Below are 15,904 nucleotides of genomic sequence, written 5' to 3'. Positions count from 1 at the left end.
GATAGCAAAGCACTCCGCAGTAATTGCTTCAGTATTTATTTAATCTATCTTAAATTAATTAATGCTAGACTCTTCTACCAATCCATCGCTAACTCCTCTGCTTGATATTGCTAGTAATATCGAGATTCAGCCTAACTTCTGTATTCAACATCCCCATTATCAACCGTTTGCTTTACCAACTAAAGTAGCAGATAGATTCAAACAAAATACTGCGGCTTTACAGCATAAATATCTGAATCTATTACTACGAAATTTTTTGTACGGTATCTATTACAATGGTTCTCTACAAAGTACTTTAGCAGTTAATATTGAAACTGCTCATTGCTTGCGACACCAAAATTTAGAAACTAATTCTATTTTGGATGTTGATTGGGAATTTTATGAACAACTACAAACTAGCAATCACGGTAAAGGCTATTTCGACCCCAGTTGGCAGGTTTTGCGTCTGGAACCAGATGGTAGTATGGCTGTCACCAAAGGCGGTTTGACAGTATATATTGAGCCAGACTGTCACCTCAAACCGAGTAAAAAATCTGCTAAGGTGGGGGAATCAGTCGCTATTTGGATGCCTAAAAATCGAGTCCAAAAAGGGTGTTATTTAGCAGTTAGCAATGTTGGACAGGAAAAGCAAGGTAATCCAGATGCGGATTTGGGTATAGGCAGAATCTATTTTAACTTTACTTCATCTGGTGCGATCGCCTGTATGGATGGTTTGACGCAGCGACTCAACGCCGCTAATCTTCCTTTTACTTTTCAGGTTCTCTATAATCCGGCTGGATATGGACGCTATGACTCAGGTATACTTTATTTTGAACGCCAAGATTATCCAGCAATTCGCAAAATTCTTCAGGTTGTTTATACAGAGTATCAATCTCATTTCCAGGCTGAAATACCTTTGTTTACCAAATTTTTAGCCCCAGGATTGAGTTTAGCTGAAGAACCAAGCCAAAAATTCGCCGCACAGGAAAGTTTTGGGATGAACCGTTGTCAAATCGTGGCGAATGCTTTGCTGGAAGCTTGGGAAAAGGGTAAAAATGCAATGGAGGAACGCATGAGGGTGATTGACCAACATTTTTCCCAGCATTTGATTGATTTACAGCGTCCTTATCTCAACCCTAGTTCTGAGGATATATACCAACCTTTGAAATAATTCGTAATTCGTAATTCGTAATTCGTAATTCGTAATTTATTTTATGTTGGTCTTTGGTTTATTATTATCAAGTGGGCTTTGCTAATTACGAACTAATAAATAATGCCTTTTATTTATAATCGAACTATTCAACTTCAAGATACAGATGCTGCTGGAGTAGTTTATTTTGCTAATGTTTTATGTATTTGTCATGCAGCTTATGAAGCATCTCTAGAAGCATCAAATATTGATCTCAAAGCGTTTTTTACTCATCCATCTGTGGCTTTTCCTGTTGTTCACGCTAATGTGGATTTTTTTCGCCCAATGTTTTGCGGGGATAAGTTAGAAGTTAATTTATTTCCTCACAAGTTAGGTGTGAATAAGTTTGAAATTATTTATGAAATAATGGTTGAAAATGTGCTGGTGTCTAAGGCTGTTACTAGACACGTTTGTATTGATGCGGTTAGTAGAAGTAAGCAGGATTTATCTGCTGAGATGATTCAGTGGTTGGAAACGAACCGCCTAGACGCAGAGGGCGCGGAGAGAAGAAAGTTAAGAGAGATTTTGTAAATGTTTGGTGGCTATTTTTTGCAGGTGTTGACGGTTGATTTTTCCTTGGGGGTTTCGGGGTAAGGTTTTTACAGCAATCCAGTGTTTGGGAATTTTGAATTTGCTAAGTTTTTGATTGAGTTCTGTTTGCAGTTGTAGGGTAGAAATCTGGGGATGTTTGGGAATATAAATGGCTGTTATGGCTTCTCCCCAATGTTTATCAGGTAAGCCGATTATACAAATATCAGTTACCATTTGAGTTGATTTAATTGCGGCTTCAATTTCGGCTGGATAAATGTTTTCTCCGCCTGTGATAATTTTGTCGCTGCTACGTCCGATAATATTTAAATAACCTTGTGAATCTAAATATCCTAAGTCGTCTACTTGTAAATAATGCTGATTTTTCCAGGTTTGCGGATAGTAGCCCAGGGCTAATGATTGCGCCTGAATGGTAATATTTCCGGTTTGATTAATCCTTAAAATTTCACCTTGTTGATTGCGAATCTTTACCTGTGCATGAGGGAGAATTTGACCACTGTTTATTTTACCATTTAAAAAGTCATCAGGTTTGAGGGTGGCAATTTGAGAGGCTGTTTCTGTCATTCCATAAGTTGGTGCTAAACAGATGCGGTGAAATCTCGCTTTTTCTAACAGTTCTTCCCACGCTGGCGCACCTCCTAAAAGTACAGTTTGGAATTGGGAAAGCCATTGTGTTAATTGAGGGTTTTCTAGTAAGCGTTGTAATTGTGTGGGTACTAAAGATATAAAGAAGTTTTCGGGTTTAATATGATATTCTGGACTAGATACTAATGTTTTAAATGGTGCGATCGCTAGTTTACCTCCAGTGGTGAAGGAACGCATAAATTGCATTAAACCACTAACGTGATATAGCGGTAAGACACAAAAGGAATTGACTTGGGTTAGTTGAAAATATTCGGTAAATCCTTGTACAGATGCTATTAGAGTCTCCCATGTATGGATGGCAAATTTAATCTTTCCCGATGAACCACCTGTGGGAATCATGATGTATGGGGAATTGGAGGAGACGCGATTTATCTCGTCTCTACAAGGGTCTGTTTTTATTTCTTTTCCCCAAATTATATCAGGCTTTACTAAATCTAAAACTTCTTGCCATTCTTGTTTTCCCCAGTCGGGGTTACACAAAAAAACTTGACAACCACAAGCACAAGCAGCTATAAAACCTGCGAGAAATTGCACGGGTTCACGTTCGGCTAAGATGATTTTTAGAGTGTTTGCAGAAGTTAGTTGCTGCTGGAGTTCTAAATATAATTCTAAGGCTATTTGCTGAAACTTATGATTTTTATCATCAATGAGGAAATTATTTTCATATAGTTTATTTAGATAAAATATAGGTGATGCTATAGACATTTAACGTTTTTTATGCTGGTTCTAAAAAATGATTTATCCCAAAACCAACAGCCCTATTTGTCAGAGATAATTCTGCTGCCAGTTGGAGTGCTGCTTGTCTACCAATTTCTGTTTCAAAGACTGAGGAAAACACCGCATCAATTTGATGTTTTTGGCAAAATTCCCGCAGACGAGACGGTGAACCCGCTATGCCTGGTTTAATCACAAAAATTCCTCGCCAACCTTGTTGAAAACAATGCTTGAGTTGTTGGAGGGTGGCGACAGATTCATCTAAGGCGATCGCAGTCTTAAAATTAAGGCTCAATTCCAACATCGCCGAAAATTGTTCCACAGGCAATGGTTGTTCAAGAAACTCAATATTTGCCGAAATATCGTCACAAATCCCCAGCCATTGTTTAGCTTCCTCATAACTAAGTCCACCATTGGCATCTAATCGCAATTTAGCCGCAGGTGGTAAACTCCGAGTCAATAACTCAAAAATTTTCAACTCTTGAGAAATTGCATCCACCCCAATCTTCCATTTAAACGTGCGATATCCCTGCTTCCACAGCCTTTCCCATTGATTTAACGCAGCCTCTCCAGCCGGTAGTAAAGAGGCAAGGGGGCAGGGGGCAGGGGGCAGGGGGGAAGAGGTTAGACTGGGATTAGAATTTTTTGGCTTGTTTTCCTGATTTCTCCAACGCTTCATTTCTGTCAACGCGGACTCAAAACCAAATTGACAAGCGGGTAAATTATTCGGGATAGAGAAAATCATTTCCTGTGTAACTTCTGCGGGTAATTGACGACAAAAATCTAAAGCCTGTTCTAGAGTTTCCGAACCAAACCAACTAATAGGGGCTATTTCCCCGTAACCACAGCCACCCAGACGAATAATAATACCCTCACGGGTAGTCCATATACCGTGACGAGTAACCAGTGGCTGCAAAAACCGCCGCCTATAAGAACGAAAATCAAATCGATAACCTTGAGACATTGATATAAACCCTGGCGATTAGAAATCGCGGCTATACAGGCAAAACCCACCTGCGTGGGTTTCAGGTTTCTGTACCTTAGTCCGCGCAGACGGCCTTCCCTCCGGGAAGACGCTACGCGTCATGTTTGTGTAGTAGCGTTCGCCCTTGGCGTGGCGTAGCCATATTAATTCGCCCAAAACTTTTAAAACTTTCACTCTCCGCGCCTCTGCGCGATAAAAATTCCTTATCCATTTCCCAACATAAACCCCAAACCCAACAGCAAACAACAGGAAAAATGTAAATTAACCGCAATAAACTTACAATTACTCACCTTTTCCGGCAGATGATGATTCTGCTGAACATGACGACATAACTGAAAACCAAAAGGTAAACTCAACCAACTCAACAAAGTCCAAACCGGGAACATACCCAATAACACAAACAGCAAAATCAAAGGATAAATCCCCCCTGTAAACCAAGAGAGGAGTTTTGCAGCTTTTGTCGTACCTAGACGCACAACAGGCGATCGCTTACCTGCGGCTATGTCATCCTTAACTTGGTGAAAGTGTGAGCAAAATAAAACTAAGCTAGTGGCAATGCCCACAATCACTGAGGCTGCTAAACTATTGATTGACCAACTTGCCGTTTGACTATAATATGCAGCTGCGATCGCCAAAGGGCCAAAAGCAAAAAAGCAAAGAATTTCGCCCAAACCCTGGTATCCTAAGCGAAAGGGCGGCCCTTGGTATGTGTAGCCCAAAGCGCAACACAGCAGAATTAAGCCGATAACAGTGAAATCTTTTTGCCAAATTGCGATCGCGATTATTCCCAATAACCCCGAAACTAAACACAAGTTTCCTAACCAAAATATTAATAGCTTATTTCCAGTTAAGTTTACTAAAGAATGATGTTTATTTTCGTCAATTCCCGTTTCTGAATCAAATACATCATTACTGATATTTTCCCAAGCTAAAATTAAAATTGCCGCCGCTATAAAAGTAGAAAATACTACTACATTAAAACTTTTGGTTTCCGCAAAAGCCACTGCTGTTCCTACCCAAATAGGCATGATAGCAACGCTGTACATCGGCGGTTTAATAGCCGCCATCCATAATTTAATTTGAGAATTTTCAACCTGTCTTGTAGTCATCAGTCGTGATTAATGAGATTATAGTAACCTTACTTATACATAAACAGGACTTACGCAGGAGTCTGGAAAAACGAACCACAGAGGACACAGAGTACACCGAGTCATGAGAGTTTGAGAGGTTTTTTGCGTAAGTCCTCAGAAAATTTTACAGTTTTGAGAGACACTAGCACCCCTGAACCAATTCAATAATGATTCTGTAGGGCTGGAACTCTGGGCTTTACTAAATACTGGTTAAGTGCCAAACTTAGGGAATTTGCTGTGGTTGGTTAACCTCTGGTTAGTAACACTCACTTTTTGGCTGCAACCCCAAACTAGGAATAGCTGTTCAGCGTCTGAGAACACCATAAATACAGCAAACCATACTCTGGTGAAGTGGCAACTGAATATGTTACCTGTAGAAATACGACCACGTTTAATTACACTTTAGGAAGTTAACTTAACAAAAGTTTACTATTGCTAGATCCATGACAGTTTTACCATGTCGCAGCAACTTCTTTGTCAAAAACAAAGACCTATACCATTTTCTGTTAAACGTTCAGGAAAATTGCCTCAAGGATAATTGTCGGCAAATTGTAAGTATTTCGCTGGATATTGACTGGGTAGATCCCTTAGTTGTATTAGATAAACTTACGCAAGCAAATGAAATAAATTTTTACTTTGAGAATCAAGCTAAAGGAGAAGCGATCGCGGCCATTGATACTGTGACAAAATTAGAAATTGATGGCAAAGATCGTTTTAATCAAGCTGAATATTTTATCAAATCTTGTCTAAAAAATATTATAAATTTTGGTAACAATCAGCCGACTTTTGCGGAACCTCACTTTTTTTGTTATTTCAGCTTTTTTGATTATAATTCTCAAATAGATTATCCATTTCCATCTGCTACAGTTTTTCTCCCTCGCTGGCAAGTAGCAGTTAAAAATAAACGCTGTATATTAGTCAATAATATAAATATTCAAGCCAGCACAAATGTAGAAAATATATTGCAGAATTTGCAGGATAAAATTGTTCAAATTCAGTCTTTAGAATATGCTTCTGCAAATTTGGAGCAGTTACCCACTAAATTTAGCAAACAATCTGTAACTAATGCTCAAGATTTTAAACGCGCCGTGGGATCAGCTGTAGAAAAAATTCGGTCTAGCCATTTAAGTAAAATTGTCCTAGCAAATGCCTTAGATGTCAAATCCAGCCATATTTTTAATTTATTCCAATCATTAAACAATCTTCGGCAAATACATCCTAATTGTTATATTTTTTCTACCAGTAATGGGAAAGGACAAAACTTTATTGGTGCGAGTCCAGAAAGATTAATTAGTATTAATAATCAAGAGTTAATTTCTGACGCTTTAGCTGGTTCTGCACCCAGAGGTAAAACACCTGCTGAAGATGCTGCTAATGCCAATCGCTTATTAAATAGTATCAAAGAAAGACATGAACATTCTCTAGTAATTGATTTCATTACTCAACGCCTCACCCAGCTAGGTTTGTTACCCCAGGTATTAGCACCGCGCCTGAGACAATTATCTAATATCCAGCATTTATGGACACCAATTACAGCCAAAGTTACCGCTAATGTCCACCCGTTACAGATAGTTTCCCAATTGCATCCTACTCCAGCCGTGGCTGGTGCAACTAGAGATTTTGCTTGTGCAGAAATTCGTCGTTATGAAAGTTTTGAACGGGGTTTATATGCTGCGCCTCTGGGTTGGATAGATGCTAACGGTAACTGTGAGTTTATTGTGGGGATTCGTTCGGCTTTAATAGATGGCGATCGCGCGAGGTTGTATGCTGGTGCTGGTATCGTTGCAGGTTCAGATCCTGAGAAGGAGTTTGCTGAGGTGCAGCTGAAACTTCAGGCGTTGCTAAAAGCATTAGTTTAAAGCTTAAGCCTATTTTATTAGCCCAGATTTTTGCCAAGCTTACGTCTTTATCTAAACCACAATGTTTCGACAGCCGTTGAACCCTAGTAAATTGGCTAATGTATTGCTTTACACAAACTGTTTGTTATGGGTGATTTGACGGTCATCATATAATATCATGTTCGCTTAATTACTTATACTTGTCAAAAAAACTCTCCGAGTCACCGTGTCCCTCATCTCTGCATCAATCCTCATTCATAAGTCTTGAGCCGAAAACGATATGCAGGAGTATAGGACAGAACCCGCACGCAAAATATAATTGAGAAAGAATCTCTAGCTTATTGACTTATAATCCCAAAAAATGTAGGATTTATTAGGAAATTGTTACGTCGTAATTGTAACAACTTTAAGAATTATTTTCATTGGAATAAAAAAATGGTTGTGAGCAAAAAAGGTCTGTGGGGTGTTACTGGAGGTTTAATAGTGTTGACTGGAATGGTTTTGAACGGTTTAGAGTCCATGCAAATGGCAAACGCTAACTCTCTCGAAAATCAAGCAGCACCACTCTTAGTTGCTCAAAGAAGGCAACCTCTAACGATAGTTTTTCCTACTCGGTCAGATTCTACTGACTTACAAAATAAAGCTAATAAGGTAGCTACTTTTTTATCTAAAGAGTTGGGAATACCTGTTAAAGCGCAGATAGGTGATGATACAGCCGCAGTAGAAGCTTTAAGAGCAAATCGCGCTGATGTAGCATTTCTAAGTAGTCGTCCAGCATTAAAAGCTGAACAATTAGCAAATGCTCGTTTACACTTAGCTGAAGTTCGGGCAAATTACTCTGGTAGATACACTTACGATTCTATTTTTGTTGTTCCCAACAATAGCCCATTTAGAACTAGAAATACTGCCAAAGCAACTTTAGAACAACTAAGAGGAAGAAGTATGGCTTTTACTTCTCCTACATCTGGTTCTGGGTTTATTTTTCCAGTGAGTGAGTTAGTAAAACAGGGTTTCGTTCCTAATCGCGATCGCTTAGATGGTTTCTTTGGTAAAATCAGTTATGGTGGTAATTACAGCAAAGCTTTAGAAGCTGTAGTTAGAGGTCAAGCAGATGTGGCTGTAGTATCAGAATATGCTCTTTATCCTCCTTATTTAAGTGCTGAAGATAGAAGCAAAGTCAGAGTATTGCATAAAATTTCTGGTGTTCCCGCTCATGGCATTGTTATTGATGATGATGTGCCAGTGATATTGAGAGAAAAGCTAATTAATGCTTTATTAAAGTTAAATAAACCAGAAAATAATCAATTGCTAACGAGTTTATATAATTCTACACAATTGGTAAGAGTTGATCATACTCGTCATCTTAAACCAGTAAGCGAAGCATTAAAAAATGCGGGGTTTGAACCATAAGTTGACGTAAAAAATCAGAATTGAGAATTTGAGCGACACAATTTTCAATTCTGAGAAAACTATGATTTTTTGAGTAGTTTTTGATAAAAATAGTTATGATTTTTGACAACGTAGCCAGTACCAATTACAATTTATCCCCATCATCTCAAAGTAACGTGAATTTTATTGAATGTTGTCATTTAGAAACAGGTTATATTTCATCTCTACAGCGTCCGATATTAAATGACATTAATTGCCAAATTAATCAAGGTGAATTTGTAGTATTATTGGGATTGAATGGGGCGGGTAAATCAACATTGTTGAAATCAGTTGTAGGCTTAGTACCCATAGTCAATGGAGAAATCAAAATTAATGGTATTTCTATCACTAATCAAAGCTTGCTACAAATCCGTCGAGATATCGGAATGTTATTTCAGGGAGGGGGATTAATTCCGCAATTATCAGCAATTGATAATGTATTATGTGGAAAATTAGGGGTAAGAAAAACCCAACAAACCTTTTTTGGATTTCCACAACGCGATCGCACCTTAGCTTTACAATTATTAACACAATTAGGTTTAAAAGAACAGGCATATCAAAAAACTAGTCAATTGAGTGGTGGACAACAACAGAAAGTTGCCATTGCTCGTGCATTAATGCAATCTCCACAAATACTTTTAGCCGATGAACCCACAACAGGCTTAGATGTAGTAGCTTCACAACAAGTAATGGCAACTTTAGCAAAATTGCATCAACAAGGCTTGACTATAATCACTGTTTTACATGACTTAGCACTTGCCACAGAATATGCTCAAAGAGCGATAATTCTAGATAGTGGAAAAGTAGTTTATGATGGTAAATGTGAAAATTTACAAGAGCGATTTTTCTCAGATATTAGCTAATATAAATTAAATAGTGAAAATATAATTTTTTTTATTCGGTAGTTTAACAAATGAAAAAGATTTTTAATTGGCAAATTTTATATCGTTATCCTTGGTTTATTCCCTTATGTATATTTTTCTTGATGATATATGTTTATATTTGGGCATTACAAGGATTACAAGTTGATTTTCAATTATTAAAAGATAGTTGGCCTTTCATCACAGATTTTATTTATCGGTTATTTCCTCCAAATTGGCAAGTTTTAGATATTGCTATTAAAGCATTAATTGAGACTGTGCAAATGTCCTTATGGGGAACATCTATAGGTGCAATTTTCTCATTACCAATTGCTATAGCTAGCGCCAATAATGTAGCGCCTTTGTGGTTAAGATGGATAGCTAACTTACTACAAAATGCTATTCGTTCTATACCTTCAATCATATTGGGTTTAATCTTTGTAGCTGCTACAGGTTTAGGCGCACCTGCCGGCACACTAGCATTATCAATATATACCATTGGCTATCTGGCTAAGTTTTATCAACAAGGTATAGAATCAGTAGACTATCGTTCCTTAGAATCTTTACAAGTTATTGGTGCATCAAAAATACAAATTGCTCAGTATGGGATACTACCACAAATATTACCTCTAGGATTAGGTTATACTCTGTGGATGTTTGAATATAACATTCGTGCTGCTTCCGTATTAGGAGTAGTTGGTGCTGGAGGAATAGGTTTTCAATTAAAAAGCTACATAGATGGTTTTGAATATACCAAAGCCACAACCATGATGTTAGTGCTTTTAGTAGTAGTAACAGTTATTGATTGGTTTAGTAGTAAATTACGCCGTTATTTAGAATCAATGTAGTTTTCGGGTCGTTCCCTAGTACCGCAAGCCGGAAGTCAAAAGCCAAAAATTGTCGTTGCTGAATTAAGATATGAATTTACCTCACGCAGAGGCGCAGAGTCGCAGAGAAGAAGAGTTGAAGAGATGTATTTTTAGAATTTCATATTCAAATTCAGCAACGCCCAAAAATTTTATCCTCTAAGCTTTTCATTGATTTTGAATAATCTGTTTATTTACACCGACTTGTACTAGTTGGAGAGACGCTATAAATTGCCGTCTCTACAGAAAATATGGCAATTATTTTTTGACAAAATACTAATGCTTTCACCCAACCCAATAAATTTTGCAGAAAATCAATGTTTTGGTGCAAAAGTATCACTCAATTTGTCTTGTAACTCCGCCCACTTCACACCTGCTAAACTAGGCAAAACAACATGAGCCGTACCGACGCGTTCTGAGGGGCCTAAACCTACAGCCCACATCCCAGCCGCTAAAGCAGCTTCTACACCCGCCGCAGCATCTTCAAAAACCAGACATTGCTCTGGTGGAACTCCTAATTGCTCGGCTGCATACAGAAACAGGTCGGGGGCTGGCTTGGGTTGTTGTACACTATAACCATCTGCGATCGCATCAACTTTATCAGCAATTCCCAAACGTTCTACAACCACCTGGGCATTTTTACTGGCTGAACCAATGGCAATTTTAATGCCCTTTTCTCGCAATTCATCCAATAAAGCGATCGCACCTGGTAATACATCCTTGGGTGTAATATTTACAATTAGATCCACATAGTAGCGATTTTTACGCTCCAACATTTCCTGAATTTCTGCCTCTGAATATTTTTTATTCTTAATAATCCGCATCAGAGAAGCCCGACGGGATATACCCCGCAACGCCTCATTAGCTTGCCGATTAAACTCCATACCCTCCTCATCTGCTAATTTCTGCCAAGCTTGATAGTGATATTCTGCTGTATCTGTTAGCACACCATCTAAATCAAATATCACCCCCTGGATATTAGAAGTGTGGGAAGACGAAGGAGCAAATAAAATAAATCCGTTGTTGCTTTCCTTCTGAGTGATTTGGGGACGTAAATCAAACTCATGCCATTTACCGCGCCAGTGCAGTTTAAACTTCAAGCGTGTCCAACCCCTGGGTAAATGAGGGTTGGCTACAGGGCGACTATCCCTCAGTTTAATCCCACCAAAACCAAACACCACAGCTTGCCAAATTCCCCCCGCATTCGCCCCGTGAATCCCATCGGCGGCGTTACCTCGGACATCTTCAAGATCCACCATTGCTGCTTGCATAAACCGTTCGTAAGCCTCAGCCGACTTGCCTAAATCTGAAGCTAAAATCGCATGGATAGCAGGGCCAAGTGATGAACCATAAGTAATATCAGTGCGGGGCGCGTAATAGTCCCAATTTGCTTGTAATGATTTTTGATTGTAGGGAAAATCTCCTAATTCCCGCATTAAGTACAACAACATCAAGACATCTGGCTGCTTGAGTACCTGCAACTTATTGGTTTTTTCAATACCCAAAATTCCTTGCATCGACTGAGTGCGTGGTTCATAGTCATTCCAGTTAATATCTTCCAACTGAAAAAACCCCTCAAACTGCTCAATTAATCCCGTTTCAGCGTCGTAAGGAATCCAAATTTTAGCGACGATATCTGACCACTGAGTTTTAATCTCAGCCGTGAGTTGTAATTTCTGCTCTAATTCCTGAGCTTGTTCTGGGAAAGTTTGATGCAGCCAATCATCTACTACCAAAGCTTTTTCTAAATGCCATTGTACTATCCGATTAGTAAAGGTATTATTGTGGACAAACTCGTGATATTCATCTGCTCCAATCACCCCCCGAATTTCATAGCGGTCTTGTTCAGAATTAAACTCAACTCGACTATTCCAAAAAATAGCGGTATCTAAAATAATCTCAGCACCGCACTTTTGCATCCATTCATCATCGCCGGTGGCTTGCCAGTAATACCAAACAGCATAAGAAATATCGGAACTAATGTGTATTTCGTGGTCACGACACCAAATGCGAATATCTTCACCGTAAAAATCGCTAGGAAGTGACCAACGTGGTGTAACTTCATCCCCTGTAACCGCACTTTCCCAAGCATACATCGCCCCTTTATAACCATAATGGGATGCCTTGCGTCGCGCACCATTTAAAGTGTGACAGCGATAACTTAATAAATTCCGGGCTAAAGCAGGTTGGGTAAAAGTAAAAAATGGCAGAATAAAAATTTCTGTATCCCAAAAAATATGACCCCGATAGCCAAAACCCGACAAAGTTTTTGCAGGAATGCTGACTTTTTCATCATGTTTCGGCGCAGCAATTAGCAGTTGAAAAAGATTGTAACGCACAGCAAAAGCCGCTTTACTATCACCCTCAATCACGATATCGCTATAGTGCCAAATCTCATTCCATGCTTGGGCGTTGGCTTGCAGCAAAGTTATATAGTCTGGTAATTGCGCGAGTTTTTCTTGCGCTGCTGGGACTGGTTGGGAAACATCTCGTGAAGTAAAAACTGTCACAGTTTTCTCTACTGTCACCGTCTGCTGTGATGTAGCAAGGAAGGTTGCAGTTAAGGTAGGGTAGCCAGGGGCAGTATGCACTTCTAAAGCTGCTTCAGTTCCCGATATTACCATCCTGGCTGCCATGCCAATATCAATCCGGGAACCGCGAGTCCGACTGTGTAACCAAATTCCTGCTTCGGTTTTACCCTGGTCGATAGCTTCCCAGTGATTAAAACCTTGATTTTCTGGGTAGCCGTTAATACTCGCCTGAATTTCGATCATCCCATCAAAATCTACAGGCGTTACTTGGCAGCGTTGCCCTAATACGTGCTGGTCAGCTAAACTGGCAAAGCGTTCAAAGTGAATATCTATAGTTTCCCCACTGGGACTGCGCCAACGCAGAGAACGGGAAAAAATACCCTGACGTAAATCAAGTTGTCGATCATATCTTAATATCTCTCCCTGATCCAAACGGAAGCGATCGCCATTTATACTTATTACCAATGGTAGCCAGTCGGGACAATTGGCGAGTTCTGTATAAACTACAGGAACATCATCATAGACACCGTGGATGAAAGTAGCTGGTAATGCACGAATATAACCTTCCTCAAAACTTCCCCGTGTTCCCAGGTATCCGTTGCCAATTGTGAACACTGTTTCTCTTGAGTGCAACTGTTCCGGTTCAAATTGAGTCTCAATTAATATCCAATCCGTATAGATAAAATGGTTATTAGGACTGTTTTTATTCATCGCGAATCCCTTGGCTACATTCAAAATTATCCAGAAAAAGTTGTTAATTTTTCATGACGATAGAATGCTGTATATGTTCTGATAAAATTTTTTCGGATCTGGGTTTAAAAATGAGATGAAATAAGGTTTCCAAATAGCGATTTTGGGCTGCCTTGTTTTCTGGAGCAGCAAAGTTCCAAAATCTAAATATTTTCGCCAGTAATAGGATTTGACTCGTGTTTAAATTCCAATTATATTTATTAATAATTCGTTGGCTCATCATCTGGGAAACCTCAGTCCAACGTTCAGATTGAGTCTCACATTGATCTATGAAACTCAAAATTTGATGCGCTGTTGCTTTGAAGTCTGTAGGATTAATATGAAAAGTATCTTCTTGCTCTTCAATAATTTCTACAGCACCGCCAAATTTAGTGACGAAAGTTGGTAAGCCGGAAACCATCGCTTCTAAAATACTGCGACCAAAGGATTCAAACCGGGCAAAGTGGACATAAATTCCTTGAGAATCGGCAATTACTCGGTAGGCTTCTCCCAGTTCATGGCTAGGAAGACGCATCCCTATACAGCGTATATTTCCGTGGAGTTCGTACTCATTGATGATGTCGTGGAGTTTTTGAATTTCCTCTGCTTCTGCTGGGTTTATGGCTTCATTTGGATACAGTTTACTCGTGATAATAATTAGGTTACAACGCTCTTGTAATGCCCGATTTTTAGCAAAACATTCCGCCAAGCCCGTGATATTTTTAACTGAGCTAATGGGCGCGACAGTGAGGATGGGGCGCTTGTTAGGGTGTTCTAAGTGACCGAGGATTTGGGGATGTTCACGCTCAAAAACTAAATCATGTATTTGGTTGGTAAATTCGGGATTTCGCCTGTTTTTTTGACTAAAAGGGAAAAAGATATTTTCACTGACTCCCGGCGGAACCATGTTGAATTTAGGACTGAATAAATCAATCCCATTAATCACATGATATAGCTCAGGCATGGTAAAACACTTGTAAGACTCGTATTGACCGATTGTGTCTGGTGTGCCGACAATTTCTTGATAAGATGAAGTGATAATAAAGTCAGCAGCATTCATGCTAATTAAATCGGCGGTAAATTGTGCCGAGAAGTGATAATGATCTTCTAACTCTTGCCAATATAAGTTACTAAATAAGTGTTTAGGTTTTTCTAAAGAATGGGCTATATTGCATTGGGTAACTTTCAAGCTGCGGGAAATCAGGGAGGCGACTAAGTTACCATCGCTGTAGTTTCCTACAATTAGATTGGGACAACCTTTAAATTGAGTTAAGAGTTCTTTTTCGGCATTTTGAGCAAATGTTTCTAAATAAGGCCAAATTTCATATTTAGAAATCCAATTGTTGGTAATATCAGAATTGAATTCATCAAAGGGAACGCGTAATATCCAAGCATTTTCAGTATCATGGATTTTTTCTAACCGCAAATTACATTCTGTACCTTCACAGTTAGGAATGAGTCTGGTGAGGATAATTACATGGGGTTGAATTCCTAATAAGTCAAGACCAGCAAGTTTGATTTCTGCTTGGAGTTTATTTTCTAAGCTGCGGGCTTGTTCTAGAACATAAATCACTTGACCTAGTGTTTCATCTCTACCTAAAACATCTTGTTGACCAACCCAACCGTGAATGGAGACGAGAACGACGCGGAAAATTGCGGGGACACGGGCGACGAAGGCTTCTAAAATGGCTGGTTGGGGGTTATCAATGAGTTGTTCTAAAAGTTCTAGGGTTTCGGATATGCGCCCGGCCGTATTACCCCACCCTGGTTCAAAGCCGAGTTCCTGGAGGTGAGGGCGAAAATTGGCGTAAGGTTCTTCCGGGGGTTGCTGATTGAGAAATTTTAGGGCTTGCTTTATTTGTTTAACTAGGTGAAGACCGGAGGGAATGCGATCGCTGATTAGCAGAGGTTTTTGATCATAAGTCAGTTGATATAATGCTTGAAATATCACCTCTAGCCAATAATGAGTGTCATTAGACAGTTGATCGCACAGGTAACGATTGAGAAAGGCTAGACCTTGACCAATGTTTCTGGGGTCAGTAATTCTGGTGGATTCTTCCGAAAAGGGTTGAAAATCGATTTCGAGAATGTGTGGTTGATAGCGATTAACGAGGCGATCGCTTACATCTAACCACGCTTGCGGTGTCATTGATTCAAATCCAGAGAAATCGGCTTGCAGTCGCCACACTTGTTGACTACCAATCCTGGGTCGAACTACAAACCAAGTGCCTTCTGCTTCTAAAATCATTTCATGGGTATTATGAATTAGTCTGCCAATAGAAGAAGAATAATAAAAGTACGTAGGCTTTTGATATTGGTGACAGAAGTGGGCAAAATTATGTAAAATTTCGTTTCTTAAAAAATAACGTTTATCGGTAGCACTTAATGCCAAGATAAACTGACGTAGAGTAATTTTTTCGTCACGGTCTAATACAGTTTCAAATAATTCATGCATGACAAA

11 protein-coding genes are annotated in these 15,904 nt (G+C 39.2%); 6 read left to right on the top strand and 5 right to left on the bottom strand.

The features are described 5' to 3' along the window. Nucleotides 1-61: 61 nt before the first annotated feature. Both ACM0OW_RS00120 and ACM0OW_RS00115 read left to right on the top strand, forming a co-directional pair. Nucleotides 62-1,150, top strand: a complete 1,089-nt coding sequence (locus ACM0OW_RS00120; RefSeq protein ID WP_414548016.1) for a T3SS effector HopA1 family protein — start codon at nucleotides 62-64, stop codon at nucleotides 1,148-1,150. A 102-nt stretch (nucleotides 1,151-1,252) separates the two neighbouring features. Next, the gene (locus ACM0OW_RS00115; protein ID WP_414548015.1) at nucleotides 1,253-1,699 is read left to right on the top strand and encodes an acyl-CoA thioesterase; all 447 of its coding nucleotides are present in this window, start codon (nucleotides 1,253-1,255) and stop codon (nucleotides 1,697-1,699) included. On the opposite strand, the gene ACM0OW_RS00110 is transcribed toward ACM0OW_RS00115, so the two are convergent. The 3 genes from ACM0OW_RS00110 to menA all read right to left on the bottom strand — a co-directional run bounded on the left by ACM0OW_RS00110 (nucleotide 1,682) and on the right by menA (nucleotide 5,170). Next, nucleotides 1,682-3,067, bottom strand: coding sequence for a 2-succinylbenzoate--CoA ligase (locus ACM0OW_RS00110; RefSeq protein WP_414548014.1), 1,386 nt, complete (start codon nucleotides 3,065-3,067; stop codon nucleotides 1,682-1,684). The genes ACM0OW_RS00115 and ACM0OW_RS00110 overlap by 18 nt on opposite strands. Before the next feature lie 10 nt (nucleotides 3,068-3,077). Continuing rightward, complete coding sequence (locus ACM0OW_RS00105) at nucleotides 3,078-4,040, bottom strand: o-succinylbenzoate synthase (RefSeq protein WP_414548013.1); 963 nt, start codon at nucleotides 4,038-4,040, stop codon at nucleotides 3,078-3,080. 224 nt (nucleotides 4,041-4,264) lie between these two features. Beyond that, nucleotides 4,265-5,170, bottom strand: a complete 906-nt coding sequence (gene menA / locus ACM0OW_RS00100) for a 2-carboxy-1,4-naphthoquinone phytyltransferase (protein WP_414548012.1) — start codon at nucleotides 5,168-5,170, stop codon at nucleotides 4,265-4,267. A gap of 464 nt (nucleotides 5,171-5,634) precedes the next feature. Here menA and ACM0OW_RS00095 point away from each other — a divergent pair, with 464 nt between their 5' ends. From ACM0OW_RS00095 to phnE, 4 genes are all read left to right on the top strand, one after another. Further along, nucleotides 5,635-7,050, top strand: coding sequence for an isochorismate synthase (locus ACM0OW_RS00095; RefSeq protein WP_414548011.1), 1,416 nt, complete (start codon nucleotides 5,635-5,637; stop codon nucleotides 7,048-7,050). Between the two features lie 414 nt (nucleotides 7,051-7,464). Further along, complete coding sequence (locus ACM0OW_RS00090) at nucleotides 7,465-8,439, top strand: phosphate/phosphite/phosphonate ABC transporter substrate-binding protein (RefSeq protein WP_414548010.1); 975 nt, start codon at nucleotides 7,465-7,467, stop codon at nucleotides 8,437-8,439. Nucleotides 8,440-8,534: 95 nt separating this feature from the next. Continuing rightward, entirely contained in the window at nucleotides 8,535-9,320 is a 786-nt protein-coding gene (locus tag ACM0OW_RS00085) for a phosphonate ABC transporter ATP-binding protein (protein ID WP_414548009.1), read from the top strand. 50 nt (nucleotides 9,321-9,370) lie between these two features. Next, the gene (phnE, locus tag ACM0OW_RS00080) at nucleotides 9,371-10,165 is read left to right on the top strand and encodes a phosphonate ABC transporter, permease protein PhnE (protein WP_414548008.1); all 795 of its coding nucleotides are present in this window, start codon (nucleotides 9,371-9,373) and stop codon (nucleotides 10,163-10,165) included. 332 nt (nucleotides 10,166-10,497) lie between these two features. Here the strand turns inward: phnE and pgmB are convergent, their stop codons facing one another. Both pgmB and ACM0OW_RS00070 read right to left on the bottom strand, forming a co-directional pair. Beyond that, entirely contained in the window at nucleotides 10,498-13,425 is a 2,928-nt protein-coding gene (gene pgmB / locus ACM0OW_RS00075; RefSeq protein ID WP_414548007.1) for a beta-phosphoglucomutase, read from the bottom strand. A 43-nt stretch (nucleotides 13,426-13,468) separates the two neighbouring features. Next, nucleotides 13,469-15,898 carry a sucrose synthase gene (locus ACM0OW_RS00070; protein WP_414548006.1) on the bottom strand — a complete coding sequence of 810 codons (2,430 nt, stop codon included), beginning with the start codon at nucleotides 15,896-15,898 and terminating at the stop codon, nucleotides 13,469-13,471. Between the last annotated feature and the right edge of the window lie 6 nt (nucleotides 15,899-15,904).

Source organism: Anabaena sp. CCY 0017, from assembly GCF_963920885.1.
Classification (GTDB): Bacteria; Cyanobacteriota; Cyanobacteriia; order Cyanobacteriales; family Nostocaceae; genus Nodularia.
Note: the sequence above shows the minus strand (reverse complement) of the source record. Positions and strands in the feature narration are given on the sequence as shown.

What these genes read in the sequence shown, in the direction of transcription:
- ACM0OW_RS00115 (WP_414548015.1), top strand. Translation starts at nt 1,253, where the DNA reads ATGCCTTTTATTTATAATCGAACTATTCAACTTCAAGATACAGATGCT.
- ACM0OW_RS00120 (WP_414548016.1), top strand. Translation starts at nt 62, where the DNA reads ATGCTAGACTCTTCTACCAATCCATCGCTAACTCCTCTGCTTGATATT.
- phnE (WP_414548008.1), top strand. Translation starts at nt 9,371, where the DNA reads ATGAAAAAGATTTTTAATTGGCAAATTTTATATCGTTATCCTTGGTTT.
- ACM0OW_RS00110 (WP_414548014.1), bottom strand. Translation starts at nt 3,067, where the DNA reads ATGTCTATAGCATCACCTATATTTTATCTAAATAAACTATATGAAAAT.
- pgmB (WP_414548007.1), bottom strand. Translation starts at nt 13,425, where the DNA reads ATGAATAAAAACAGTCCTAATAACCATTTTATCTATACGGATTGGATA.
- menA (WP_414548012.1), bottom strand. Translation starts at nt 5,170, where the DNA reads ATGACTACAAGACAGGTTGAAAATTCTCAAATTAAATTATGGATGGCG.
- ACM0OW_RS00070 (WP_414548006.1), bottom strand. Translation starts at nt 15,898, where the DNA reads ATGCATGAATTATTTGAAACTGTATTAGACCGTGACGAAAAAATTACT.
- ACM0OW_RS00095 (WP_414548011.1), top strand. Translation starts at nt 5,635, where the DNA reads ATGACAGTTTTACCATGTCGCAGCAACTTCTTTGTCAAAAACAAAGAC.
- ACM0OW_RS00085 (WP_414548009.1), top strand. Translation starts at nt 8,535, where the DNA reads ATGATTTTTGACAACGTAGCCAGTACCAATTACAATTTATCCCCATCA.
- ACM0OW_RS00105 (WP_414548013.1), bottom strand. Translation starts at nt 4,040, where the DNA reads ATGTCTCAAGGTTATCGATTTGATTTTCGTTCTTATAGGCGGCGGTTT.
- ACM0OW_RS00090 (WP_414548010.1), top strand. Translation starts at nt 7,465, where the DNA reads ATGGTTGTGAGCAAAAAAGGTCTGTGGGGTGTTACTGGAGGTTTAATA.